At 72.6% G+C, this 23,299-nt stretch carries 25 protein-coding genes; 5 read left to right on the plus strand and 20 right to left on the minus strand.

Annotated elements, in window-relative coordinates:
• Nucleotides 1–5: 5 nt before the first annotated feature.
• On the plus strand, nt 6–638 hold the full coding sequence (locus tag KHA85_RS05900; RefSeq protein ID WP_213185115.1) for a DUF1801 domain-containing protein: 633 nt from the start codon (nt 6–8) through the stop codon (nt 636–638).
• Here the strand turns inward: KHA85_RS05900 and lysS are convergent.
• From lysS to KHA85_RS05915, 3 genes are read right to left on the minus strand one after another with little or no spacing between them, the layout of a single operon-like run.
• Nucleotides 635–2,266: a lysine--tRNA ligase gene (gene lysS / locus KHA85_RS05905; RefSeq protein ID WP_213185116.1), complete on the minus strand. Its 1,632-nt coding sequence runs from the start codon at nt 2,264–2,266 to the stop codon at nt 635–637. The genes KHA85_RS05900 and lysS overlap by 4 nt on opposite strands.
• Before the next feature lie 21 nt (nt 2,267–2,287).
• Nucleotides 2,288–3,247 (minus strand): glutaminase A, encoded by a 960-nt coding sequence (gene glsA / locus KHA85_RS05910; RefSeq protein ID WP_213185117.1) that lies wholly within the window; start codon nt 3,245–3,247, stop codon nt 2,288–2,290.
• 39 nt (nt 3,248–3,286) lie between these two features.
• Entirely contained in the window at nt 3,287–3,715 is a 429-nt protein-coding gene (locus tag KHA85_RS05915; RefSeq protein WP_213185118.1) for a rhodanese-like domain-containing protein, read from the minus strand.
• A gap of 237 nt (nt 3,716–3,952) precedes the next feature.
• Here KHA85_RS05915 and ygiD point away from each other — a divergent pair, with 237 nt between their 5' ends.
• Nucleotides 3,953–4,744, plus strand: coding sequence for a 4,5-DOPA-extradiol-dioxygenase (ygiD, locus tag KHA85_RS05920; protein ID WP_213185119.1), 792 nt, complete (start codon nt 3,953–3,955; stop codon nt 4,742–4,744).
• 33 nt (nt 4,745–4,777) lie between these two features.
• Here ygiD and KHA85_RS05925 read toward each other — a convergent pair whose 3' ends face one another.
• The 11 genes from KHA85_RS05925 to ftsH form a co-directional block, all read right to left on the minus strand.
• Nucleotides 4,778–5,548 carry a type III pantothenate kinase gene (locus tag KHA85_RS05925; protein ID WP_213185120.1) on the minus strand — a complete coding sequence of 257 codons (771 nt, stop codon included), beginning with the start codon at nt 5,546–5,548 and terminating at the stop codon, nt 4,778–4,780.
• Between the two features lie 17 nt (nt 5,549–5,565).
• A complete protein-coding gene (gene panD / locus KHA85_RS05930; RefSeq protein WP_007630228.1) occupies nt 5,566–5,991 on the minus strand; it encodes an aspartate 1-decarboxylase in 426 nt (141 codons plus the stop codon).
• Nucleotides 5,992–6,978 carry a pantoate--beta-alanine ligase gene (gene panC, locus KHA85_RS05935; RefSeq protein ID WP_213185121.1) on the minus strand — a complete coding sequence of 329 codons (987 nt, stop codon included), beginning with the start codon at nt 6,976–6,978 and terminating at the stop codon, nt 5,992–5,994.
• Entirely contained in the window at nt 6,975–7,928 is a 954-nt protein-coding gene (locus KHA85_RS05940) for a Rossmann-like and DUF2520 domain-containing protein (RefSeq protein WP_213185122.1), read from the minus strand. Before KHA85_RS05940 ends, panC begins: the two co-directional genes overlap by 4 nt.
• Nucleotides 7,929–8,089: 161 nt before the next feature.
• Nucleotides 8,090–9,376, minus strand: coding sequence for a DUF6779 domain-containing protein (locus tag KHA85_RS05945; RefSeq protein WP_213185123.1), 1,287 nt, complete (start codon nt 9,374–9,376; stop codon nt 8,090–8,092).
• Nucleotides 9,377–9,498: 122 nt separating this feature from the next.
• Complete coding sequence (locus KHA85_RS05950) at nt 9,499–9,975, minus strand: DUF3180 domain-containing protein (protein ID WP_213185124.1); 477 nt, start codon at nt 9,973–9,975, stop codon at nt 9,499–9,501.
• Complete coding sequence (folK, locus tag KHA85_RS05955) at nt 9,972–10,502, minus strand: 2-amino-4-hydroxy-6-hydroxymethyldihydropteridine diphosphokinase (RefSeq protein ID WP_213185125.1); 531 nt, start codon at nt 10,500–10,502, stop codon at nt 9,972–9,974. Before folK ends, KHA85_RS05950 begins: the two co-directional genes overlap by 4 nt.
• Nucleotides 10,499–10,894 carry a dihydroneopterin aldolase gene (folB, locus tag KHA85_RS05960; RefSeq protein ID WP_213185126.1) on the minus strand — a complete coding sequence of 132 codons (396 nt, stop codon included), beginning with the start codon at nt 10,892–10,894 and terminating at the stop codon, nt 10,499–10,501. The genes folK and folB overlap by 4 nt, the downstream gene beginning before the upstream one ends.
• A complete protein-coding gene (gene folP, locus KHA85_RS05965) occupies nt 10,894–11,757 on the minus strand; it encodes a dihydropteroate synthase (RefSeq protein WP_438802042.1) in 864 nt (287 codons plus the stop codon). Before folP ends, folB begins: the two co-directional genes overlap by 1 nt.
• Complete coding sequence (gene folE, locus KHA85_RS05970; RefSeq protein ID WP_061227480.1) at nt 11,754–12,377, minus strand: GTP cyclohydrolase I FolE; 624 nt, start codon at nt 12,375–12,377, stop codon at nt 11,754–11,756. Before folE ends, folP begins: the two co-directional genes overlap by 4 nt.
• A 33-nt stretch (nt 12,378–12,410) precedes the next feature.
• The gene (gene ftsH, locus KHA85_RS05975; RefSeq protein ID WP_213185127.1) at nt 12,411–14,888 is read right to left on the minus strand and encodes an ATP-dependent zinc metalloprotease FtsH; all 2,478 of its coding nucleotides are present in this window, start codon (nt 14,886–14,888) and stop codon (nt 12,411–12,413) included.
• Between the two features lie 152 nt (nt 14,889–15,040).
• Between ftsH and KHA85_RS05980 the strand changes: the two genes are divergently transcribed.
• On the plus strand, nt 15,041–16,402 hold the full coding sequence (locus KHA85_RS05980; protein WP_308936871.1) for an amidase: 1,362 nt from the start codon (nt 15,041–15,043) through the stop codon (nt 16,400–16,402).
• A gap of 33 nt (nt 16,403–16,435) precedes the next feature.
• Here the strand turns inward: KHA85_RS05980 and KHA85_RS05985 are convergent, their stop codons facing one another.
• The gene (locus tag KHA85_RS05985) at nt 16,436–16,672 is read right to left on the minus strand and encodes a DUF1059 domain-containing protein (protein WP_213185129.1); all 237 of its coding nucleotides are present in this window, start codon (nt 16,670–16,672) and stop codon (nt 16,436–16,438) included.
• A gap of 133 nt (nt 16,673–16,805) precedes the next feature.
• Nucleotides 16,806–17,693, minus strand: a complete 888-nt coding sequence (locus KHA85_RS05990; RefSeq protein WP_308936872.1) for a sigma-70 family RNA polymerase sigma factor — start codon at nt 17,691–17,693, stop codon at nt 16,806–16,808.
• A gap of 183 nt (nt 17,694–17,876) precedes the next feature.
• On the opposite strand from KHA85_RS05990, the gene KHA85_RS05995 reads away from it, so the two are divergent.
• On the plus strand, nt 17,877–18,041 hold the full coding sequence (locus tag KHA85_RS05995; RefSeq protein ID WP_213185130.1) for a hypothetical protein: 165 nt from the start codon (nt 17,877–17,879) through the stop codon (nt 18,039–18,041).
• A gap of 216 nt (nt 18,042–18,257) precedes the next feature.
• A complete protein-coding gene (locus tag KHA85_RS06000; RefSeq protein ID WP_213185131.1) occupies nt 18,258–18,437 on the plus strand; it encodes a hypothetical protein in 180 nt (59 codons plus the stop codon).
• A gap of 307 nt (nt 18,438–18,744) precedes the next feature.
• Here the strand turns inward: KHA85_RS06000 and KHA85_RS06005 are convergent, their stop codons facing one another.
• The 4 genes from KHA85_RS06005 to dacB form a co-directional block, all read right to left on the minus strand.
• Nucleotides 18,745–20,280, minus strand: coding sequence for an acyl-CoA synthetase (locus tag KHA85_RS06005; RefSeq protein ID WP_213185132.1), 1,536 nt, complete (start codon nt 20,278–20,280; stop codon nt 18,745–18,747).
• An 87-nt stretch (nt 20,281–20,367) separates the two neighbouring features.
• Nucleotides 20,368–20,925 (minus strand): hypoxanthine phosphoribosyltransferase, encoded by a 558-nt coding sequence (gene hpt / locus KHA85_RS06010; protein WP_213185133.1) that lies wholly within the window; start codon nt 20,923–20,925, stop codon nt 20,368–20,370.
• Nucleotides 20,926–21,930: a tRNA lysidine(34) synthetase TilS gene (gene tilS, locus KHA85_RS06015; protein ID WP_308936873.1), complete on the minus strand. Its 1,005-nt coding sequence runs from the start codon at nt 21,928–21,930 to the stop codon at nt 20,926–20,928.
• A gap of 5 nt (nt 21,931–21,935) precedes the next feature.
• Nucleotides 21,936–23,299 (minus strand): D-alanyl-D-alanine carboxypeptidase/D-alanyl-D-alanine endopeptidase (gene dacB, locus KHA85_RS06020; RefSeq protein ID WP_236885251.1); only part of this gene is annotated, 1,364 nt, incomplete at its 5' end.

Below are 23,299 nucleotides of genomic sequence, written 5' to 3' on the forward strand. Positions count from 1 at the left end.
CCGACATGACCGGCTCCCCATCACCCCTCCCGCGCCTCTCGGCCCCCGCCACCCGGGCGCTCGCCGCCGCCGGGATCACCGATCTGCGCCAGCTCGACGGCCTACCCGAGAAGGAGATCCTGGCCCTGCACGGCGTGGGGCCGTCCCAGCTCGGCGTCCTGCGGGACGCGATGGCCGCCGCGGGGCACGCGTTCGCGGACCCCGTGGCCCGGCCCGCGCCCACCGGCCGCAACGACAACTCCGCGTTCCTGCCCGGCGCGGCCTCCCCCCGCGACTGGATCGCGGAGCTGCCCACCGCCCGCCGGGCCGAGGACGGCCTGCGGCTGCTCGAGTTGTTCGACGACGCCACCGGCGCGGAGGCCGTGACGTGGGCCGGGTCGATCGTCGGCTACGGCCACCATCACTACGTCTACGACAGCGGCCGGGAGGGCGACACGTTCGTCGTGGGCTTCAGCCCCCGGGCCTCGAGCCTGACGCTCTACGGGCTCCTCGGCCTGCCCGACGAGGACCACCTCCTCGCCCGGCTCGGTCCGCACAAGACCGGCAGGGGCTGCCTCTACGTCACCAGGCTCGACCGCGTCGACGAGCAGGTGCTGCGCGAGATGGTCGGGGAGGCCTGGGCCCGGGGCCCCGCCTAGTCGCGCGGGAGCGGCTTGACCATCGGGAACAGGATCGTCTCCCGGATCCCCAGCCCGGTCAGGGCCATGAGCAGCCGGTCGATCCCCATGCCGAGTCCGGTCGTCGGCGGCATGCCCTGCTCCATCGCGGCGAGGAAGTCCTCGTCGAGCACCATCGCCTCGTCGTCGCCGGCCGCGGCCAGGCGGGCCTGGTCCTCGAAGCGCTGCCGCTGGATCACCGGATCGACCAGCTCGGAGTAGCCGGTGGCCAGCTCGAAGCCGCGCACGTACAGGTCCCACTTCTCGGTCACGCCGCGGTCGGTGCGGTGGTCGCGCGTCAGCGGGGACGTCTCGACGGGGAAGTCACGGACGAAGACGGGCCCCTCGAGCTGGTCGGCACACAGGTGCTCCCACAGCTCCTCGACCAGCTTGCCGTGCAGCCACCCCTTGCCGGACGGCACCTCCAGGCCGACCTTCCCTGCCAGCTCGGTGAGCTCGGCGACGGAGGTGTCGACGGTCACCGTCTCTGCGCCCGCCGTGGCCAACTCGGGATGCTTGCGCTCCAGCGCCTCGTTGAGGGACGGGTACATCCGCATCTCGCGCCACTGACCGCCCAGCTCGTACTCGGTGCCGTCGGCGAGCGTGACCGCGGTCGAGCCGAACACCGCGGTGGCGACCTCCTGGATGACCTCGCGGATCATCGTGGCCGAGGTGTCGTAGTCGCCGTACGCCTGGTACGTCTCCAGCATCGCGAACTCCGGGCTGTGGGAGGAGTCCACGCCCTCGTTGCGGAAGTTGCGGTTGATCTCGAAGACGCGCTCGATCCCGCCCACCACGCAGCGCTTGAGGTACAGCTCGGGCGCGATGCGCAGGTACAGGTCCAGGTCCAGCGCGTTGGAGTGGGTGACGAACGGCCGGGCCGCGGCGCCGCCGTGCAGCGTCTGCAGCATCGGCGTCTCCACCTCGAGGAAGCCGCGCTTCTCCAGCGCGTCACGCAGCGCGCGCACGACCTTGATCCGCGTCAGCGCGTTGCGGCGCGCGGTGTCGCGCATGATGAGGTCGGTGTAGCGCTGGCGGACGCGGGTGTCCTCGCTCAGCTCCTTGTGCGCGACCGGCAGCGGGCGCAGGGCCTTGGCCGCCAGCACCCACTCGTCGGCCATCACCGACAGCTCGCCGCGCTTGGAGCGCACCACGCGACCCGTCACCGAGACGTGGTCGCCGAGGTCGACGTCCTGCTTCCAGGCGTCGAGCCGCTCCTGGCCCACGTTGGCCAGCGACAGCATGGCCTGCAGCTGCGGCGTCAGCGGCCCCGACTCGCCCTCCGGTACCGGGGTGGACAGGTCCGCCGACGGGTCGACCCCGTCCTGGAGCCGGACGAAGCACAGCTTGCCGGTGTTGCGGATGAACAGCACCCGGCCGGCCACCGACACCACGACATCGGTCTCCTCCCCCGGCTCCAACGCGGCGAAGCGCGGGTCCGAGGCGATCTCGGCGAGCCCGTGGGTGCGGGGGACCTCGACGGGGTACGCCTGCTCCCCGGAGTCGAGGAGGCGCTGCCGCTTGTCGCGGCGGATACGCAGCTGCTCAGGGGTGTCGTCGGCGGGCTCACCGGTGGCGGCCCCGGGCGCGGCGGGAGTCGAGTCGGTCACGACTGACGAGGATAGTCGTCCCTACGCGGCGGGATCGAACCCGTAGCCACCCACCTCGTCCAACACGTGCAGGTGCAGTCGGTCTGAGAGCTCCTCGATCGCGGCCGCCGCACGCACACTGTTGCCGTGCCCGTCCAGCCGCGGCGAGAAGGCCGCCACCCCGAGCCGACCGGGCACCACGGCGAACAGGCAGCCCGACACCCCGCTCTTGGCGGGAAGGCCCACCTGGTAGACCCAGTCGCCGGCCGCGTCGTACATCCCGCAGGTGAACATCACGCTGTTGGCGTAGCGCGTCGCCCGGTGCCCCAGGATCTGCTCGTCACCGTCCAGTGCCTGTCCCCGGTTCGCGAGCACCGCGGCCATGTGGGCCAGCTCGCGGGTGTCGACCCGGATCGCGCACTGACGGCTGTAACCCGCGACCACCTCGTGCGGGTCCTGCGCCAGACTGCCCGCCTCCGCCAGCAGATGCGCCAGCGCCTGATTCCGGTTGGCGCTCCGGGACTCGATCTCGATGATCTCCTCGTCCACCTCGACCTCCCGGCCCACCAGGCGGGAGAACAACCCCCTGATCTGTTCGAAACGGGACTCCTCGTCGTCGTCCTCGTCCCCCACCAACGCGTGCGCCGCCAGCGCGCCGGCGTTGACCAGGGCGTTGGGCGCGCGGCCCGTGCCCGCCTCCAGCGAGATCTCGTTGAACGCCTCGCCCGACGGTTCCACGCCGATCCGGGCGGCGACCTCGTCGACACCCTTCTGGTCCAGAGCGAGCGCGTAGACAAACGGCTTGGAGGCGGACTGCAGGTCGAACAGGAGATCGTCGTCACCGGCCGAGATGATCTGGCCGTCCATGTCGCAGACCGCCAGCGCGAGGGCGTCCGGGCTGGGGTGCTCGTAGTCGCCGAGGTGCGGCACCAGCTCCCCGGAGGTGTCGTCGCGGACCTCGTCCAGGATCTCGGCGAGGAGGTCGGCGGAGATGTCCGTCATGCTGCGACCGTACCGGCGCGCGCCCCCGGGCGCCCCCGGTCAGTGCGCGGAGATGGCGGAGCGCTCGCGCAGCAGGTGCTCGGCGTCCGAGAGCAGGGCGAGCGCCCGGGCGGCGCGCAGCGCGTCGTGGCCGCCGTCCACCGCACGGACCCCGCGCACGCCGCGCGAGTGGAGCTCGAGGGCGAACAGTTCCGCGTCCAGGCCGTCGTCGCTGACGAGGACCACCTCGCGACCCTCACCGACCGCCGCGAGGGGCGCGGCCGAGCGGGGGTCGATCAGGTCCACGGCGGGCCGGGCCTCGACGGCGATCGCGCCGGCGAGGACGCCCTGACGCTCGCGCTGTGCGCGGGAGCGGATGTCCACGACCAGCGCGCCCGCCCGCACGGCGGCAGGGTACTCGGCGGCGGTGAGGACCGTGTCGCCGGGGGCGGCGGTCGTGTTGGTGAAGGTACGGACGCGTGAAGTCATCTGGTGCTCCCGGGAGGGGTGTCGGCGTGGGACTGGCTGAGGGGCTGCCGGCCGGGAACACCAGTGCTGAACCCGCACGGATGGCGCCGGACCGGCCGGGGGCATTCGTCGCGCGTTCATGACGGCAATAGTAGACAGACCGGTCTATCTACCGCAAGAGCGGAGACGCGGAAGGGGTGGGACACTGGCGCCGCCCTGATAGTTGATGCATCATGTACAGAGAACGAAGGAGTAGCGATGACCCCCTCACCCGCCCGCCAGCCCGCCGTCTTCATCGGCCACGGTGTCCCCCTCAACGCCCTCGAGGTCAACGAGTGGACCCGCCACTGGGCCGCGCTCGGCGACTCGCTCCCCGAGCGCCCCCGGGCGGTGCTGGCCGTCTCGGCGCACTGGTACATCAACGCCACGGCCGTCACCGCGATGAGATCCCCGCGCACCATCCACGACTTCTTCGGCTTCCCCCGCGAGCTCAACGAATTCGAGTACCCCGCCGCCGGCGCGCCCGAGCTCGCTTCCGAGGTGGCCGAGGTCGTCAAGCCGACCTGGGTGGGCGCCGACCTGGACTCGTGGGGCCTCGACCACGGGACGTGGTCGGTGCTCGCGCACGTCTTCCCCGATGCCGACGTGCCGGTCGCCCAGTTGTCGGTGGACGCCACCAAGCCGGCGAGCTACCACTTCGAGCTGGGCACGAAGCTGGCCGCGCTCCGCGACTCCGGCGTGCTGGTCCTGGCCAGTGGCAACGTCGTGCACAACCTCGGCGCGGTGGACCCGTCCCGCGGCAACGCCGGCACCGACTGGGCGCACCGCTTCGACGATCACGCTCAGGACCTGCTGACCTCCCGGCCCGAGGACGCCCTCGCGTTGCTCGAGCATCCGGACGCGCAGGCGTCCGTGCCGACCGCCGACCATTTCCTGCCCCTGCTGTACACGGCCGGGATGGCAGCCGAGACCGGCGAGACGCTCGACGCCTTCAGCAAGGGCTACGCCTGGGGGTCGGTGTCCATGACCAGCTACCGCTCCGCGGCCTGACGGGGCCGCGGCCGGGTTTGGGCGACCGGGCGGTCAGCAGTTGCGGTCGAACACCAGCCGCAGTCCTTCGAGCGCCAGCTCGGGTTCGACGTCGGTGATGGTCCGCGACTCCTCCGCGACGACGTCCGCGCGCAGCCCGGTGAGCACGACCGACGCGTCGGCCAGCTCGTCGACGTCGGTGCGCAGGCGGTCGACGAGGGCGTCGATCTGGCCGGCGAACCCGATCACGATCCCCGCCTGTAGAGCGGCGACGGTGTTCTTGCCCAGCGCTCCACGTGGCCGCACGACCTCGATCTTGCGCAGGAGGGCCGTGCGGTCGGCGAGGGCGTCGACGGAGATGTCGATACCCGGCGCGATCGCCCCGCCGAGCAGCTCGCCGCGCGCGGAGACCGCGTCCACGGTGGTCGCCGTGTCGACGTCGACGACGACGACGGGCCCGTCGAACAGGTAGTGGGCGGCCAGCGCGTTGACCACGCGGTCAGAGCCCACCTCCCGCGGGTTGTCGACCTTGAGCGGTACCCCGGTCTTCACCCCGGGCGCGACGACGACGGCCGGCAGCTGCGGCCAGTAGTCGGCGGCCATCCTCCGGAGTTCGCCCGTGACCGACGGGACCACGGACATCGCGGCGATGCCGGTGAGCTGCTGAGCGCATTCCCCCAGTAGTCCGCGGATCGTCAGGGCGAGCTCGTCGGACGTCACCGCCGGGGAGGTGCGCATGCTCCAGGTGCGCTCGAGCGGGCCGCCGCCGGGGTGGAAGACGCCGAGTCGGATGTGCGTGTTACCGACGTCGACGGTGAGCAGCATGTCCGGTGCGGGCCGCGTCAGACGGCGGCCGGCTCGGGCACGCGCGGGTTCTTCAGGCCCGAACCCTCGGGGACGTCCGCCGGGTCGGTGCCCTCGGTGAGCATGCGGTTCTCGCCGTCGACGAACACGACGCGGGGCTTGTACGCGCGGGCCTCGGCGTCGTCCATCTGGGCGTAGGCGATGATGATGACCAGGTCGCCGGGGTGGACGAGATGCGCGGCGGCGCCGTTGATGCTGATGACCCCCGAGCCGCGCTCACCGGTGATGGCGTAGGTGGTCAGACGGCTGCCGTTGTCGATGTCGACGATGTCGATCTGCTGGCCCTCGAGCAGGTCGGCGGCGTCCATGAGGTCGGCGTCGATCGTGCAGGAGCCGACGTAGTGCAGGTCGGCCTGGGTGACGGTGGCGCGGTGGATCTTGGAGTGGAGCATGGTGCGCTGCATCTACAGGCCTTCCTTCAGGTCTTCGGCCATCTCGGCCTGCTGGGCGGCGACGGTGGCCTCGGCGGCGGCGAGGAAGCCGGTGCCGATGGCCACGCCGACGTTGTCGATGAGTCTGGTGGTCCCGATACGGGCCGCGACGAGGAGTCGGCCGGGGCCCTCCTCCGGCGGTTCGCCGAGGTCTGCTCCCCGCAGCTCGAGGTAGTCCACGGAGACCTGGGGGCGTTCGCCCAGGACCGCGCGGGCGGCGTCGACGACGGCCTGCCGTCCGCCCTTCGCCGCGAACGTCCCAGCGACCAGGGCGGCGTTGAGAACGGTGGCGAGTTCCCGTTCGTCGTCGGAGAGGTAACGGTTGCGGGAGCTCATGGCCAGACCGTCGGACTCGCGGACGGTGGGTACTCCGACGATGCGGACGTCCATGTCGAGGTCCGCGACCATCTGGCGGATGAGCACGAGCTGCTGGTAGTCCTTCTCGCCGAAGAACGCCTGGTGCGGTCGGACGATGTTGAACAGCTTGTTCACCACGGTGAGCATCCCGGCGAAGTGGCCGGGGCGGGCCGCGCCGTCGAGGATCTCACCCGTCGGTCCCGGCTGCAGTGTCGTCCGCGGACCCTCGGGGTACATGGCGGCGGCGCTGGGCGCGAAGACCAGCTCGACGCCGGCATCGGCGAGGCGGGCGACGTCCTCGTCCAGCGTCCGCGGGTAGGCGTCGAGGTCCTCGCCGGGACCGAACTGCAGCGGGTTGACGAAGATCGATACGACCACGACCGAGCCGGGGGTCCGGCGGGCGGCCTCGACCAACGCGAGGTGACCCTCGTGGAGCGCCCCCATGGTGGGCACGAACGTGACCTGCCTGCCGACCTTGCGCAGGGACTCGGTGACGGTGCTCAGGGTGGCCGGGTCGTGGTGGACGGTCAGCTCACCGCGGTTGTAGCCGGTGGCGGGACGGCCGGGCACCGCGGTGCGCACCGGGTACGTCGTGGAGGTCATCGAAGCTGCTCCGTGAGGTCGGGCGCCAACAGGTCGGTCACGTCGGGGCCGGCGCCCACGCGGTCGGCGGTGCGCAGGGCGAGCGCCCGGTACCCGGTGGCGATACCGCCGTCGACGTCTTCGAGGGCGTCGAGGTGGCGGGAGACGGTGACGGCGTCGCCGCGCATCACGGGCCCCGTCAGCGCGGAGTCGCCTGACGCCAGGACGTTGTCGAGGGCCGCCCGCAGCAGCGGCTCGAGCGTCCGGCGGGCGAGCGCCTCGGCGTCCGCACCGAGCATGCCGTCGGGATCACCCTCGACGGCCCCGCCGGGCAGGACGGAGAACGAGGCCGCGAGCGCCTCGGCCGCGTCGTTGACGAGAGTGACCAGGTGGTTCGCCCCGTGGGCGAGGGCCGCGTGGTACAGGGCGCGGTGGGATTCGGCGACCGTGACGGGCAGACCGCCGGTCTCCATGACCAGCATCTGGCCCACCACGAGGCCGACCTCGTCCGGCGCGGTCAGGGCCCACGAACAGCCTTCCATGCGGTCGACGTCGGCCGATCCGCCGGTGAAGGTCATGGCCGGGTGGGCCGCCACGACCACGGCGCCGGCGTCGGCGGCCGGGCGCAGGACCTCCGCGCCGACCGCGCCCGCGACGTGGACGACGATGTGGCCGGGCCTGAACGCGTCCGCCTCGGCGAGTTCGGACACGACGCCCGGGAGTGCGGCGTCCGGCACGGCGAGAATGAGGAGTTCGCCGGCCGCCGCGACCGCAGCGGGGTCGGCGATGCGGGCTTCGGGGAGTCGGCGCGCGGCGAGGTCGCGCGACCGTTCGGAGCGGGCGACCAGCGCGGACACGACATGGCCACGGCGCTCGAGGGCGGCTCCGACGGCGGTACCCACCCGGCCGGCGGACACGAGGGCTATCGACAGGCGGGCAGGGGGTGTTCCGGTGACGCCGTGGTCGGACATCTCAGAGGTGCTCCAGTGCTCGATCCGTTCCAGGCCCGCTCACTGTTGGCGGGTCCCGGACATCTCGCAGGCGAGAGTAGTCCTGTGGACGGGCCGAATCAGTATCGAGTGGCGCACCTCACAGAACCGGAGGAGTCGCTCGCGCGTCAGTCCTCCGCACGTCAGTCTTCCGCGCGGCGGCGGCGACGGCTCGGCTTGGGCGCGTCGCCCTCCCCCAGGCGTGCCATGAGCTCGGCCACGGACAGGCCGCGGCCCTCGCCGTGGCGGCTCGCCGGCGCCGACTCGGACGCGGTCTCGGCCTCCGACCCCGGCGCGGGCTCCGACGAACGCCGCGCCCCGGACGTCGACTCGCTCTTCGGCGCGGACTCGCGCTTCGGCTCGGTCTGCGACGCAGGCGTCGATCCGGTCGGCGACGCGGGCTTCGACTCGGTCTCCGGCGCCGCCGCCGGGCCGTTCGAGCTCGGGACACGGGGCGGCTGCCCGGACGCGGAGCTCGCGGTTGCGGAACCGGAGGTCGACGAGCCGGTGGGGGCGGAGCCGGAGGTCGACGAACCGGTGGGCGCAGCGGAGCCGGCGGGGCGCGCCCGGCCGGCGTCAGGCGCACGGCGCGGTTCCTGCGTGCCGGCCACGGGCCGCACGGCGGGGCGACGCGGCTCCCCGGCCGGTGCGCCCGCTGCGGCCCCACGACCGGTGACCGGGGAGAGCCGCTCGGTGCGCTCTGTGCTCGGGGTGGCATCCGGCGCGACCCCGGCCACCGACGGTTCGGTCGGCGTCGAGGGACGTCCCGACGGCGTCGACCGCGAGAACGGAGCGGACTGCCCGGGCCGGTCGGAGGCCGTCTTCTCCGTGGACGATTCCGTGTCAGTGGAGGTCCTCGCCCCGACGCGCGGCGGAGTCATCCCGGGGGTACGACGGCGGGGCGACACGCGCTCCGACGGGACGGACGGCAGAGACGAACCCGCGCCGAGCTGACCGGCCGGGCCGGGGCCGCCCACGGCGAAGCGGTCCTCGGGCAGGCTGACCCCCAGCGTCGACAACTGCTCGCGCAACGCGGCGATCTCCTGACGCAGCGCGAGCACCGAGTCCTCGGTCTCGGCGCGGACGCTTTCGCGCAGCTCCTTCTCCACGACCAGTTCGTGCTCGCGGCGCGCCGAGATCTCGCGCTCGAGCTGCAGCTCGTAAACGGTGTGCAGGTCCCGGACCCGGGCGGCCTCGGCTGCGGCCTGCCTGCGGTAGCGCGCCACGAGGAAGGCCCCGATGAACGCCGCCCACAGGGCGGACAGCGTCCCGATCCGCATCCACACCGGGTTGTCCGAGAAGACCATGACGACGGTGGCGATGAGCGCCAGGACCAGCAGCACTCCTAGAGCGATGCTCGCCAGTCCGCGATCGTCGCCGCGCGCGGGGCGAGCTGACCGGGGCTTGTCCATCGCGCCGTCGGAACTCATGCCCCGCATGATACTCAGAGAATCACGGGTCACACAGGTAACCAGCGCGTGTCCGCTCCAACGGGGTCGACGAGAGTCGGGTCTCCACGCGGGATCTCACCCGCCGGTCCCGCGAGGCGGGCTCAGGCGGGTTCGGCCAGCCCGCCGTTCTCGTCGTCGTCGGGAGGGGTCTCACACGCCGACTCCAGGAACAGGCCGGCCCCCACCAGGACCGCCCCGGACACCAGGACGGCGAGAGACGCGGGGAGTTCCGCCGCCGCGGCCGCCAGCTCGCCCAGGCGCGGGAGGAAGAACAGGGCCAGTCCCGCCCCGAACCCACCGGTGGCCGCCCCGAGCACCGCCGAGGCCTGCCCCAGCGCCGCGCACCGGGCGATCGTGAGCGGGTGCATCTGACTACGGTCCTGCCCGACGCCGCCGTCCGAGATCGCCGCGCGGATGCGGAGGGCCAACAGGACGTCGACAGCCGCGACGACCAGCAGCGTCACCCAGCCGAAGCCGATCGGCGGCATGGATCCCAGGAACGCGTCGACGAGGACGTAGGCGGCCACCGCCGCGACGAGCGCCACCAACGCGAGCGTCGATCTGGACACCCGCGTCATGACGGCGCCACCCGGCCCCGAGGGGCGAGGGTCCCGGGAAGCCGCCGTACCGCGGAGACATCCGCCGGGTCGAGCGCCGCGAGGTGGTCGGTGACGGGAACGTCGGCCAGGCGGGCCTCGGGATCGATCTCCAGCCACGGTACGAGCACGAAGGCGCGCTCGGCCGCGCGCGCGTGGGGAAGGGTGAGGATCGGATCGTCGGAGACCACGGTCTCGCCGTCGACGTCGGCGGTCACCACGTCCACGTCCAGGGTCCTCGGCCCCCACCGCACCTCGCGGGTGCGACCGGCCGCGCGCTCGCGGGCGAAGCCCCACTCGAGAACGTCGGCCGGAGTGCCGGGATGCTCCACGACGAGAGCGGCGTTGAGGAAGTCGTCCTGCTCGACGCCGCCCCACGGCGGGGTGGCGTAGACCGACGACGCCGCGCGGAGGATCCCGTCGGCGGCCGCGGCGTCCACGACACCCCGCAGGAGCCCGAGGGCGTCGCCCCGGTTCCCGCCGATCGACAGCACCGCCCGGCAGCTCACCGCTCGCCCCGCTCGTGGTGGCTCCCGCCGCCGCGGGAGCGCCGTGCCACGACGGCGACGTCGGCGAACTCGGCCGGGATGGGGGCCTGCGGCTTGTGCAGCGTCACCTCCACCGCGTGGGCGTCGGGGGCCATCTCCATGACGCCGTCGGCGATCCGCGAGGCCACCGTCTCGATGAGGTCGCAGGACGGCCCGGCGACGACATCACGTGCGAACAGCGCGAGTGCGCCGTAGTCGACCGTGTCGGCCAGGTCGTCGGAGGCGACCGCGGCGGTGAAGTCGGTCCACAGGACCAGATCCACGAGGAAGTCCTGGCCGTCCCGCTTCTCGCGGTCGAAGACCCCGTGCGTGCCCCGCACCCGCAGCCCGCGGAGTTCGATGCGGTCGGTCATCAGTGAGCCCCCGCGCGTCCGGCCGCCCACGCGGCGGCGACCCGCACCGCGTCCGCGCTGGGGGCGACGTCGTGGACGCGCACCGCCCATGCACCGGCGGCGGCCGAGAGCGCGGTGATCGCCGCCGTCGCCGGGTCCCGGCCGGTCACCGCGCGGGGCCGCCCGTCGGGCTCCGACAGGAGAGAGCCGAGGAAGCGTTTGCGGGAGGCGGCCACGAGGACCGGGAACCCGAGATCGACGAGCCGGTCGAGCCCGTGCAGCAGAGCCCAGTTGTCCTCCGCGTTCTTGGCGAAGCCCAGCCCGGGGTCGAGGACGACGTCCGCGGCGTCGATCCCCGCCGCGAGGGCGGCGTCGGCCCGGCGGGCCAGGTGGTCGCGCACCGCGCCGACGACGTCATCGCCGTAGTCGGCGCGGCCACCGGCACCGGCCCGGTACTCGTCCGGGGAGACCCAGTGCATGAGGATGATCGATCTCCGGTTCTCGGCGACCACCCGGAGCATGTCAGGATCGGCGAGCCCGCCGGAGACGTCGTTGATGATCGCCGCGCCCTCCTCCATCGCGCGGGCGGCGACCCGGGAACGCATGGTGTCCACCGAGACCGGCGCGAACCCGGAGACCTCGCGGACGAGCGGCACGACGCGCTGTTCCTCGTCGGACTCCTCGACCCGCAGCGCGCCGGGCCGGGTGGACTCGCCGCCGATGTCGACGAGGTCCGCGCCCTCGGAGACCATCCGCCGGGCGTGCGAGACCGCGTCGTCGAACGCGAGATGCCGCCCACCGTCGGAGAAGGAGTCCGCCGTGACGTTGAGGACCCCCATCACCGCGCAGTGCGCCGGGCGGGGCAGCCGACCTGGCGTGCTCACGTTCCGCGCAGGAGGCCGAGCGCCTCCGCCCTCGTGGAGGCGTTGGACCGCATGATCCCGCGGACGGCCGACGTCGTGGTGACCGCGCCCGCCTTGCGGATCCCGCGCATGGACATGCACAGGTGCTCGCACTCGATCACCACGAGCACGCCGGAGGGGTCGAGCTTGTCGACCAACGCGTCGGCGACCTGGCTGGTGAGGCGCTCCTGCACCTGGGGTCGCTTTGCGTAGAGGTCTACGAGGCGGGCGAGCTTGCTCAGGCCCGTCACCGCGCCCGACTGCCCGGGGATGTAGCCGATGTGGGCGACCCCGTGGAACGGGACGAGATGGTGCTCGCACGTCGAGTAGATGGGGATGTCACGTACCAGCACGAGCTCGCGGTGGTCCTCGTCGAAGGTGCGGGACAGCACCTCGGAGGGGTCCGTGTACAGGCCGGCGAACACCTCGCGGTAGGCCCTCGCGACCCGGGCGGGCGTGTCCTGCAGGCCCTCGCGGTCCGGGTCCTCACCGACGGCGATCAGCAGCTCACGGACAGCGGCCTCCGCACGGGCGGCGTCGAAGACCTCCCCCGTGGGCATCGAGCGCGCGTCGGCGGGGGGTAGGTGGTCAGGGGTCGTCATCAATCCTCTTCTCGCACCAAGCGGCCGTGGCGGTCAGTCCTCACGTTCCCACGGCGGTTGCCAGTCGGGGTCCTTGTCCTCGCGGCGGTGTGAACCACCGCCGGGGACGTCGGGGCCGGTGCCGCGGGGGGCGTCGTCCGTCTCGCCGTCCCCCGCCCGGGACCAGGCGCGGTTAGACGGCTCGGCGGGGCGCTCGCGACGGTCGCCGCCCTCGGGGCCGCCCCATCCGTCGGTGGGTCGACCCGTCACCGGCGCGGCGGGCAGACGCGTGGTCTCCGCCCCACTCGGCCCGTGGTCACCGTTGTGGGCGGGCTGGCGCGGCGGCCAGCCCGGCGCCGACCAGCCCGGGGGCGGCGGCGTCCCGTAGGCGGGGATGCCGGACGACCCCTGACCGCGGTCGGTGGACCCCCCCGGGCCGAGGGGCACACCGGCGGAGGCGCCGACGCCGGTGCGCTCGTCGCCCGGCCGTTCGTGGGTCCGGGGGTCGCCGTCCGAAGCGCGGTCACCCGCATCGCGACCGGTCGGCAGGACCGGCATCGCGAACGGGTCGGTCACCGGCGGGGGCCACGGCTCGCCGCGCTCCTTCGCCAACTCGCCCGGGGTCTTGATGGGCGGCCGCGTCGACGGGATGCGGCCACCGAAGTCGTCGAACTCGGTGATCCGCGGGCGCTTGACCACGCCGGCGAAGAGCCTCTCGAGATCGTCCTGGCGCAGGGTCTCCTTCTCGAGCAACTCGCCCGCGACCGCGTCGAGGATGTCGCGGTTGGTCTCCAGCACCTGCCACGCCTCGGTGTGGGCGGCGTCGATGATCCGGCGGACCTCGTCGTCGATGATCTTGGCGACCTCGGGCGAGTACTCCCCCGCCGCGGAGCCGCCGCGACCGAGGAACGGGTCCCCGCCCTCGCCGCCGTACTTCACGGCGCCGAGCTTGGCGCTCATGCCGTACTCGGCGACCATCGTGCGGGCGATGCGGGTGGCCTGCTCGATGTCCGAACTGGCCCCCGACGTGGGCTCGCCGAAGATGTACTCCTCGGCGGCGCGACCGCCCATCGCCATGACGATCCTCGCGATCATGTCGGCGCGCGTCATCAACGACTTGTCGTCCTCGGGGACCACGAGGGCGTGGCCGCCGGTGCGGCCGCGGGCGAGAATGGTGACCTTGTGGACGGGCTCGAGGTCCTCCATCGCCCACGCGGCCAGGGCGTGTCCCGACTCGTGGTAGGCGGTGACCTTCTTCTCGTGCTCACTGATCACCCGGTGCTTGCGACGCGGGCCGCCCACCACACGATCCGTGGCCTCTTCGAGGATCTCGATGTCGATCTCGTCGCGACCCAGTCGCGCCGCCAGCAGCGCTCCCTCGTTGAGCACGTTGGCCAGATCCGCACCCGACATGCCGATCGTGCGGCGGGCCAGCGAGGTCATGTCGACGTCCGCCGCCAGCGGCTTGCCGACCGAGTGGACGGCGAGGATCGCCTCACGGCCCTTGAGGTCCGGATTGGTCACCGGGACCTGACGGTCGAACCGGCCCGGGCGCAGCAGCGCCGGGTCCAGGACGTCCGGCCGGTTGGTGGCGGCGATGAGGATGACGGTCGAACGGTCGTCGAACCCGTCCATCTCCACGAGGAGCTGGTTGAGGGTCTGCTCGCGCTCGTCGTGGCCTCCGCCGGTGCCCGACCCGCGGTGCCGGCCCACGGCGTCGATCTCGTCGACGAACACGATGCAGGGCGCGTTCTGCTTGGCCTTCTCGAACAGGTCACGCACACGCGAGGCGCCGACACCGACGAACATCTCGACGAAGTCCGAACCGGAGATGGAGTAGAACGGCACCCCGGCCTCGCCCGCGACGGCGCGCGCGAGCAGGGTCTTACCGGTGCCGGGCGGGCCGTACAGCAGGACACCGCGCGGGATCTTGGCGCCGAGGCGCTCGTATCGCGCCGGGTTCTGCAGGAAGTCCTTGATCTCGTTGAGTTCCTCGACCGCCTCGTCCTCGCCCGCGACGTCCGCGAACGTGGTCTGGGGCATGTCCTTGGTGAACTCGACGGCGCGCGACTTGCCCACCCCGAACAGTCCACCCTTGCCGCCCTGCATCCGCGACATGAAGAAGAACAGCAGCCCGAACAGGATGAGCATGGGCAGCAGGAACGACAGCATCTGCGACAGGAAGCCCTGCTGGGTGACCGCGGTGTCGTACTTCTCCGGCTCCGCGGCGGCCACCCGGTCGAAGATCTGATCCGCGGCCCGCTCCGGGTACTTGGCGAGGAGCTGATCGGTCTCCTCCGCACCCTCCTCGGGCGTAATCGGGTTCTCGAGCGTGAGCCGCAGCTGCTGCTCCCGGTCCTCGATCAGCGCTTCCCTGACGTTGCCCGCGTCGACCTGGGCCAACGCCACCGAGGTGTCGACCTCGGCGAAGCCGCGGTCGTCGTTCGCGAAGAACGAGAACCCGACGATCGCCAGGATGATCACGCCCGCGATCGCGACGTTGCGGAAGACGGTGTTGCTCTTGCGTTCCATTCGGTCCTCGTGTGGAAGGACGGCCCAGCCGGTCGGAGGGCCCGGTCGTGCGCCCGACGTCGTCGGTATCGCCCCAGGCTACCCGCCGGCACCGACACCCCACCCCGATGATCGCCACGGGCGCACACCCCCGCCGTCGTACGATCGGGGCCGTGACCACCGACCCCTCGTCCGCGACCGCCACCGCGGAGGCCGTGCGCACCGGCGTCGCCGGCGCGCTGGAGACCCTCGACGCCGCCTTCGACCGGGTCGCCGATCTGAACCCGTCACTGCGCGCCTTCACCACCCTGCTGCGGGCGGACGGCCGGGCGGCGGGCGCCGCCGTCGACGCCGGGACACCGGAGGCCCGCGCGCGACTCCCGCTGGCGGGGGTCCCGCTGGCGATCAAGAGCACGGTCACCCTCGACAACCCCGTGGTGACCCCCCTGCTGGCGGCCGGCGCCGTCCCGGTCGGCGTCACCGCCGTCCCACAGCTGTGCACATGGGGGATGACCGATTCCGACGCCCACGGCATCACCCGCAACCCCCGGGACACGTCGCTGTCCGCCGGGGGATCCTCGGGCGGCTCGGCCGCGGCCGTCGCCTCCGGCATGGTGCCTCTCGCGGTGGGTGACGACGGAATGGGCTCGCTGCGCATCCCCGCCGCGGCCTGCGGAATCGTCACCATCAAGCCCGGGCCCGGGGTCGTGCCGACGCGCCTGTCCGGGGACAACTGGGGCGGCCTGGCCGAATCCGGTCCGCTGGCCCGGACGGTCGGGGACGTCGCGCTCGCCCTGTCGGTCATGGCGGGCCGCCCGGAGTTCGCCCGCACCGGGCCCGTGCCTGGCGGGACCCGCGTCGGCCTGTCCGTCGCCAGCCCGATACGGCTGGGCCGCGATCTCGTGCGCGTTCACGCACCCTGGGTTCGCGCGGCGCGGGAAGCCGCCTCACTGCTGCGCGCCGAGGGCCTCGTCGTCGTCGACACCTCCCTGCCGTCCCCGCGCGACCCGGTCCTCTACCTGGCGCGGTGGACCTCCGCCGTGGCGCGTGCCGCCGAGGAGGAGAACCTCCCCCTCTCGGCGATGGAGCGTCGCACCCGACACCACGCCCTGCTGGGCCGCACCGTGTTCCGGCGCGGCGGCGCCGGCGACGGTGACACCCGCTGGAACCGCGGCGTCCGCGCGCTCCGCGCGGACGTCGAGCGCGCCATGGACAGCGCCGGGGTCGACGTGTGGTTGACCCCGGCGCTGGCCGACGTCCCGCCCGAGGCAACCGACTGGCACCGGCGATCCTGGGGGCGCTCCCTGTGGGCCTCCATGCGGTTCTCGCCCTTCACGCCGCTGGCGAACGTCCTGGGCTGGCCCGCGCTCTCCGTGCCGTGCGGCAGCACCACCACCCCGGCGGGACGGACCCTGCCCACCTCGGTCCAGCTGGTGGCGCGCCCCGGCTCCGAGGCGACGCTGCTCGCCCTCGCGGCCGTCATCGAGCGGGCGGCCGTCAGCGAACGGACCACGGGCGGGGCCGGCGCCTCCTGACGCCCCGCCTTCAGACGCCCCGCCTCCTGAAGCTCAGTCCTCCGGCAGGTCGGCGAAGCGCTTCCTGACATCGCGGTACCACCCCGGCGGCTGCCGGGGCCGACGCCACCTGCACTTCATGTCCTCCCGCGCCGGCACGTGCGCCTCGTCGCCGGCCCGGACGCGCTCCTTGAGGTGGGCGTCCTGGGCGCTGATCACGTCGTCCGCCGTCTCGCCGCGGTGCGCCAGGCCGCAGGGCCCGCCCAGGTCCTTGCAGGTCATCGTCTTCATGTGGCATCCGTCCTCTCGGGTCGTGGCGGTCGCGGATCGCACCACCTCACCTCGTTGACGAGCGGCGCGCCCCGGATGTGACCGCGGCGCTCGGCCCATCTCGCCGCCGCTCACCCCGCCTCGTCGCCGGCGCTCACCTCCGGTCGCCGCCCCGGCGCCGGCGCAGCCCGGCGAGCACGTCGGGGTCCGCGCGGAAGTCGATCCGGCGGACCAGCCCGTCGGTGACCAGGAAGTCGAACGCCACCCGGGCCTCGCCGCGGTCGAACCACGCCGCGCCCGGTCTGTTTTGGACGAAGACGGGCAGCGCCGCGGCGGCCGCGCCGTTGAAGAACTCCGCCACGGCGTCGCGACCGGCGATGCGCGACGGGGTGCCCACGCGAACGGCGACCGGGTCGCCGGTGACGACGACGTCCGGCGCGAGGAGCTCGAGGAGGCGGGTGAACTCGCCGTGCCTGGCCGCGGCGAGGAAGGCGTCGACGACGAGCCAGTCCGCCTGCTCGCCGGTGTCGCCCGCCCCCGTGATCTTCGCGCGGGCCCTCGACGCCAGTTTGCGCGCCGTGGCCGGGAGACAGTCGAGGATGTCAGCGACGGTGGCGAACTCGACCGAGAACAGGTCGTGCAGGACGAAGGCCACCCGCTCCGACGGGGTCAGGCGGTCGAGGACGACATGCAGCGCCGCACCCATCGAGTCCGCGAGCACCGCCTCCTCGGAGGGGCCCGGGTCGGCGGAGGCGCGGTCGAGGGAGGCGCGGTCGGGGTGTTCCGGGTCGCCGGGTTCGAGCGGTCGCGGCACAGCCGCCTTGAGCCGGTCCAGGCACAATCGCGTGACGACGGTCGTGAGCCAGGCGGGCAGTGAGTCGATGGCCGCATCGTCCGCGCGGGCGAGGCGTAGCCAGGCCAGCTGGACGATGTCCTCGGCCTCCGCGTGGTCCCCCAGGAGGCGCCCGGCGATCCGGACGAGACGGGGCCGCTCGCGCTCGAAGCTCGTCACCACGTCCACGCCCGTCACCCTCTCACCCACGCACGCTCCCACCATAAAGAAAAACCGTCAAAGCGCCGGTCCGGTCGGCAACATCCGGCGATGATGAGACCGGCCACGGAGACGACGCTGTTCTTCCGTCGCCATCAGCCGGGTCACGCCGGCGCCGCCCACCACAGACCGGCCGTCCCGTGACGGGGAGCCGTCGACAGAAAAGGACGAACAATGAGAAGTCTCGCCACGCTCGCCGCCGGATCCGCCGAGTTCGCACTCGACTCGGGCTCCACTCTCGCCGACATGGGGACGAGCCTGCCGTCGCTGGCGCTGACCTTCCTCGCCGCGCTGCTCGACGGCATAGCCGTCGACCTGGTGGCCAGCGTCGCCGACTGACGACCCGCGGCTCCGCTAACCGCAGCTCTCTTTCAGACGGGGCCACGATGAGCGATTCCTTACCCCCGTAAATTGCCCCCTTGACGAGCACACATAAGCAGCGCATCATCTTTCGCGAGGGGAAGATAGTGGTTTATATCACTTTATAAGGTCTTGGTGTTCCGGGGAGAAGGTCCTCGGCGGCCTGCCCCTCGTCCGAGAAGGAAGGGCAAAGCCATGGGCAGCCTCTCTGTATTCGCCGAAGGGTCCAGCCATTTCGCCATCGACTCAGGGTCGGCTCTCGTCGACTTCTTCACCGGCATTCCGGCATTCGCGCTGTGGGTGGCGGACATGGTCGGCTTCGACACGTCGCTCGACCTGACCGCGAGCCTGCACAACGGCAGCCCCCTGGACTGAGGGGAAGCAGCACCAGAGGCAGCAGCGCCACACACACCAGAGAAGCCGCCGACCGGGGGTCGGCGGCTTCTCTCGTGTGTCTGTGAAGTGGGCGGACCGGGAAGCAGGGTCGCCTCACGGCGAGGTGCGCAACGCGGCTCCAGCCGAACGGAACTCCGCGAGGGCTGTGTGATTGAGCCCGGGGGACACTGCCGCATCCCGATCCGCCCAGTAGAACCACGACGGTGCCAGATCTGTTCCCGCACACCGTCCGAGAGCTCCGCCACAGTCCCCGGCGACACCGTCCACCGGCGCCGCCGGTCCCGCGTCAGACGTACTGCTGCACGATCCGGCGCTTGACCAGCTTTCCGGTGGGCGTCCGGGGCAACTCGTCGACGAGATCGAGGCCGCGCGGGATCTTGAAGTCGGAGATCTTCCCCCGCAGGGAGTCGAGGATCTCCTCCGCGAGCCCCGGGTCGTCCGCGCGGTCCGCCGCGGGCACGACCACGGCGTGGACCCGCTCCCCCATCTCCTCGTCCGGCAGTCCGATCACGGCGACGTCCTCGACAGCCGGATGCAGGACCAGCGCGTTCTCGATCTCCTGCGGGTAGATATTCACGCCGCCGGAGATAATGGTGAACGCCTTGCGGTCCGTGAGATAGAGGAACCGGTCCTCGTCGAGGTAGCCGACGTCGCCGAAGGTCGCCCAGGTGGGATGGTCTGGGTGGCGCACGGACGCCGTCTTCTCCGGGTCACCGTGATAGGCGAAGCCGCCCTCGTCGTTCTGCCAGTAGATGGTGCCGATCTCGCCGGCCGGGAGCTCGTTGCCCTCGTCGTCGCAGATGTGGGCGATGCCCTTGAGCCCGTCGCGCCCCACCGATCCGGGACGCTCGAGCGCCTCCTGCGAGTTGATGAACGTGATGCCCATCCCTTCGGTCGCCGAGTAGTACTCGTGAATCACCGGCCCCCACCACTCGATCATGCGGCGCTTGACCTCGGGCGGACACGGCGCGGCGGCGTGGATGGCGTGGGTCAGGCTCGACAGGTCGTACTTCGCGCGGGTCTCCTCCGGCAGCTTGAGCATGCGCACGAACATCGTCGGCACCCACTGCGAATGCGTTACCTTGTAGGCCTCGATGAGTCGCAGCGCCTCCTCAGCGTCGAAGCGGTCCATGAGGATCACAGTCCCGCCGACGGAGTTGACCACGCCGCAGAAGCGCAGCGGGGCCGCGTGGTACAGCGGCGCCGGGCACAGGTAGACGCTGTCCGCGTCGAAGCCGTAGAGGAAGCTGAAGACCGGCGTGTAGTGGTCGGCCACCTCGTCGATCTGCCCCTCCGGCGGGTCCACGCGGACGCCCTTGGGCCGGCCCGTGGTGCCCGACGAGTAGAGGAAGTCGTGACCGCGCGGCTGATCCGCCGGAGGCTCGGTCGACTCGCCCTCGAGCAGCGACCGGTAGTCGTCGAACCCGTCGAGCGCGCCGCCGAACACCACCCGGTGCTCGACGCCCGGGTGGGCCTCCGGGGTCAGGTCGACGTGATCGGCGACCGGCGCCGAGACGAACAGGGCGCGGGCACCGCAGTCGCCGATGATGTACGAGGACTCGTCCGGGGTCAGGTGATGGTTGATCGCGGCGATGTACAGGCCGGTCCGCAGGGCCGCCCAATATATCTCGACCATCTCGAGCGTGTTGTCCGAGACCACGGCGATCGTCTCGCCGGGGCGCAGCCCCCAGTCGTCGACCAGGAGGTGTGCGAGCTGGGCCGAGCGGGCCTCCAGCTCGGCGTAGGTGATCTGCTCACCCGTCGCGGGACGGATCACGGCGGGCTTGTCCGGGGTGGCGGCGGCGAAGGTTCCTGGATACATGTCCAGAGCGTAACCCCGCCGTGTGACCTGCGTCACGGCTTCGGATCGCACTCCGCGGGCCACCGGCGGCCGCAGCTCCGCCGCAGGTCAGGAGTACATGCGCGGGTGCAGCTTGCCGATGTACGGCAGATCGCGGTAGCGCTCGGCGAAGTCCAGGCCGTAGCCCACCACGAACTCGTTGGGGATGTCGAAGCCGATCTCGAGGATGTCGAGATCGGCCTTCACCGCGTCGGGCTTGCGCAGCAGGGTGACGATCTCCAGCGACCGCGGGTTCCGGGTGCGCAGGTTCCGCATGAGCCACGACAGGGTGAGGCCGGAGTCGATGATGTCCTCGACGATGAGGACGTCGCGGCCGGCGATGTCGCGGTCCAGGTCCTTGAGGATCCGCACGACGCCCGAGGAGCTGGTGGACGAGCCGTAGGAGCTCACGGCCATGAACTCCATCTCGGACGGGATCGGCAGGGCCCGCGCGAAGTCGGACACGAAGATCGCGGCGCCCTTGAGGACGGCGATCAACACGACCTCCTTCTCGACGTCCGCGTAGCGCTCGCCGACGGTGGCGGCCATCTCGGCGATCCGCTCCCGGATCGCGTCTTCATCGAGGAGTACGGACTCGATCTCGTCCGCGTACTTGTCCGTGGTCATCTACGTCCCCGCTCCACTCGCCCGCTCGTTCTCCACCACCAGCTTTCCATGTCGGCGCCGGGCGACCAACCTGGCCGTCGGGCCCACCCCGCGCGCCCCGGCGGGTCCGCTGCCGCCGACCGCGACGCCGCCCTGTCCGCGCCAGTCCGTGACGAGCGCGGCCACCGCTGTCAGGTGTGCGTACGTCGGGGAGGTGACCCCCCGGGACAGCAGCCAGCGACGCAGGACCCGGGTGAGCACTGCGGTCGACAACCGCTCCAGTCGGCTCACGTCCAGTGCGCCGTCGTCGCCGACGGGAACGGCCTGGGCGAGGCGGTCGAGCTCGTCGTCGTCGACCCTCACCAGTTCCGCGGTGCGCGCCAGTCCCTCGGCGACCCCACCGCCCAGGACGTCCTCGAGCAGCGGCAGTACCTCGTGGCGCACCCGCACGCGTGTGTAGGCGGGGTCGGTGTTGTGCGGATCGTCCCACCAGGTCAGGCCGAGGCCGCGGCAGGCGGCGCGGGTGTCGGCGGCGCGCACGCCGAGGAGGGGGCGGCCCCACGGCGCGTCCCACGCGGCCATCCCGCGCAACGACCGCGCGCCGGAGCCGCGCCCCAGGCCGAGCAGAACGGTTTCGGCCTGGTCGTCGAGGGTGTGGGCGAGCAGGACGGGTCGGTCGCGGCGCGCGGCGTCGAGCGCGGCGTACCGCGCGGTGCGGGCGGCGGCCTCGGGGCCGGAACCCCTCTGGTCGACGACGACGACGAGGACCTCCGCGGCCACCCCGAGCCCGCGGGCCGCGGCGGCCGCGCGACGGGCGACCTCGTCGGACCCGGGCTGCAACCCGTGGTCCACCACGAGGGCCGTCACGTCGGCGAACTCGGCGGCGGCCGCGGCGGTCAGGGCCAGCGAGTCGGCGCCCCCCGACAGGGCGACGCACACCTCGTCACCGACCTCGGGGTGGGCGCGCCGGAACGCCCGCACCGCGGCGCGCACCGTCCACGCGGCGCCGGTCCAGTCGCCGGCCACGGCCGCTACCTGCACCCACAGTCGCGCAGCGCCGCGGCGATCCGGTCCAACACCGGGCGGGCGACGGCGGGCTCGGTCCCCGACGACAGCAGGGCGAAGCTCATCGAGCGGCCGTCGGCGCTGGTCACGGTGCCGGCGAGGGCGCTCGTGCCGGCCAGCGTGCCGGTCTTCGCGCGCACCCACCCCGCCCCCGAGGAGGACGGGCCGCTGAAACGGTCGAGCAGGGTGCCCGAGCCGGCGGCCACGGGCAGCGTGTCGAGCAGATCGCGCATCTCGCGGGTCGCGTCGGGCGCGGCGGCGGTCCGCAGGACGTCGGTGAGCACCGCCGCGGAGAGCCGGTTGCCCGGACTCATGCCGGAGCAGTCGTCGAGGCGGACCCCGGACATGTCGAGGCCGCGTTCGGCGAGCGTGTCCACGACCGCGGCGGTGCCGGCGGCGAAGTCGGCCGGGCTGTCGGGGTCGCGGGCCAGGGCGACCTCGCGGCAGATCGTCTCGGCCAGCACGTTGTCGGAGTAGACGAGCATCGAACGGACCCGCTCGGTGAGCTCGGCCGACGACACCCGACCCAGTTCGTCGGTCGTCTCGACCCGCTCGGTGGCGACCTTCACGCGCTCGGGGTCGACGCCCAGTTCGCGGGCGAGCGCACGGCCGGCGGCGAGCGCGGGGTCGGTGGAACGCGGCGAGTACTCGTCGGCGGGGTCGAGGCGGCCGGCGTCGAGCATCCACGCCTCGATCGGCGCGATGTTGCCCGCCGGGATCTCCGCCGGAGACCAGCCCGGCCCCAGGTCGGGGCCGGTGTAGGGGCCCGGATCGACCACGATGCGCGTGGGCGCCAGATCAGAGGTGCGGACGATCTCGGCGGCCTCGGCGAGCGTGGCCGAATCGGGGAACAGCGGGCCGGGCTCGTCGCCGCGGGACATGGTCGGGTCGCCACCGGGGACCACGACGAGCGTGCCGGCCTCGGCGCCGCGCGCCAGGACCGTGTCGACGCGGGCGTCACCGGGCAGCCGGGTGAGCGCGGCGACCGCCGTGAGCAGCTTGGTGGTGGAGGCGGGGACCTTCGGGTCCCGCGGGCGGCGCTCCCACAGCACCTGGCCGGTGGCGTCGTCGACCACACTGGCGGTGAGGTCTCCCACCGCCGGCGCGGCCGCGAGGGGGCCGAGGATCCGCTCGAGGGCGGCCGGATCCGGCATCGGTGCCGAGCCGTCGGCCGGGAGCAGCCCGGGGTCGACCTCGTCCGCGGTGTCAGAGGTGGCCTCACCGATGATCGCGCCGCGCTGGTCGACGTCGGTGCCCAGAGCCGCCGCCACGAGCCCGGCGACGAGGACGGCGACGACGACGAGCACGCCCCCCGCCCGCCACACGAGCC

The sequence above is a fragment of the Dietzia massiliensis genome, from assembly GCF_018390595.1.
Taxonomy (GTDB): Bacteria; Actinomycetota; Actinomycetes; order Mycobacteriales; family Mycobacteriaceae; genus Dietzia; species Dietzia massiliensis.

Bases quoted from the DNA above. Each gene is read 5' to 3' on its own strand.
- KHA85_RS05985 (WP_213185129.1), bottom strand. From the start codon at position 16,672: ATGAAGACGATGACCTGCAAGGACCTGGGCGGGCCCTGCGGCCTGGCG.
- KHA85_RS05950 (WP_213185124.1), bottom strand. From the start codon at position 9,975: ATGACGCGGGTGTCCAGATCGACGCTCGCGTTGGTGGCGCTCGTCGCG.
- KHA85_RS05915 (WP_213185118.1), bottom strand. From the start codon at position 3,715: ATGACTTCACGCGTCCGTACCTTCACCAACACGACCGCCGCCCCCGGC.
- panD (WP_007630228.1), bottom strand. From the start codon at position 5,991: ATGCAGCGCACCATGCTCCACTCCAAGATCCACCGCGCCACCGTCACC.
- KHA85_RS06000 (WP_213185131.1), top strand. From the start codon at position 18,258: ATGGGCAGCCTCTCTGTATTCGCCGAAGGGTCCAGCCATTTCGCCATC.
- KHA85_RS05945 (WP_213185123.1), bottom strand. From the start codon at position 9,376: ATGAGTTCCGACGGCGCGATGGACAAGCCCCGGTCAGCTCGCCCCGCG.
- ftsH (WP_213185127.1), bottom strand. From the start codon at position 14,888: ATGGAACGCAAGAGCAACACCGTCTTCCGCAACGTCGCGATCGCGGGC.
- KHA85_RS05940 (WP_213185122.1), bottom strand. From the start codon at position 7,928: ATGTCCGACCACGGCGTCACCGGAACACCCCCTGCCCGCCTGTCGATA.
- KHA85_RS06005 (WP_213185132.1), bottom strand. From the start codon at position 20,280: ATGTATCCAGGAACCTTCGCCGCCGCCACCCCGGACAAGCCCGCCGTG.
- KHA85_RS05995 (WP_213185130.1), top strand. From the start codon at position 17,877: ATGAGAAGTCTCGCCACGCTCGCCGCCGGATCCGCCGAGTTCGCACTC.
- folE (WP_061227480.1), bottom strand. From the start codon at position 12,377: ATGACGACCCCTGACCACCTACCCCCCGCCGACGCGCGCTCGATGCCC.
- folB (WP_213185126.1), bottom strand. From the start codon at position 10,894: ATGACCGACCGCATCGAACTCCGCGGGCTGCGGGTGCGGGGCACGCAC.
- ygiD (WP_213185119.1), top strand. From the start codon at position 3,953: ATGACCCCCTCACCCGCCCGCCAGCCCGCCGTCTTCATCGGCCACGGT.
- glsA (WP_213185117.1), bottom strand. From the start codon at position 3,247: ATGACGGACATCTCCGCCGACCTCCTCGCCGAGATCCTGGACGAGGTC.
- KHA85_RS05900 (WP_213185115.1), top strand. From the start codon at position 6: ATGACCGGCTCCCCATCACCCCTCCCGCGCCTCTCGGCCCCCGCCACC.
- KHA85_RS05925 (WP_213185120.1), bottom strand. From the start codon at position 5,548: ATGCTGCTCACCGTCGACGTCGGTAACACGCACATCCGACTCGGCGTC.
- panC (WP_213185121.1), bottom strand. From the start codon at position 6,978: ATGACCTCCACGACGTACCCGGTGCGCACCGCGGTGCCCGGCCGTCCC.
- hpt (WP_213185133.1), bottom strand. From the start codon at position 20,925: ATGACCACGGACAAGTACGCGGACGAGATCGAGTCCGTACTCCTCGAT.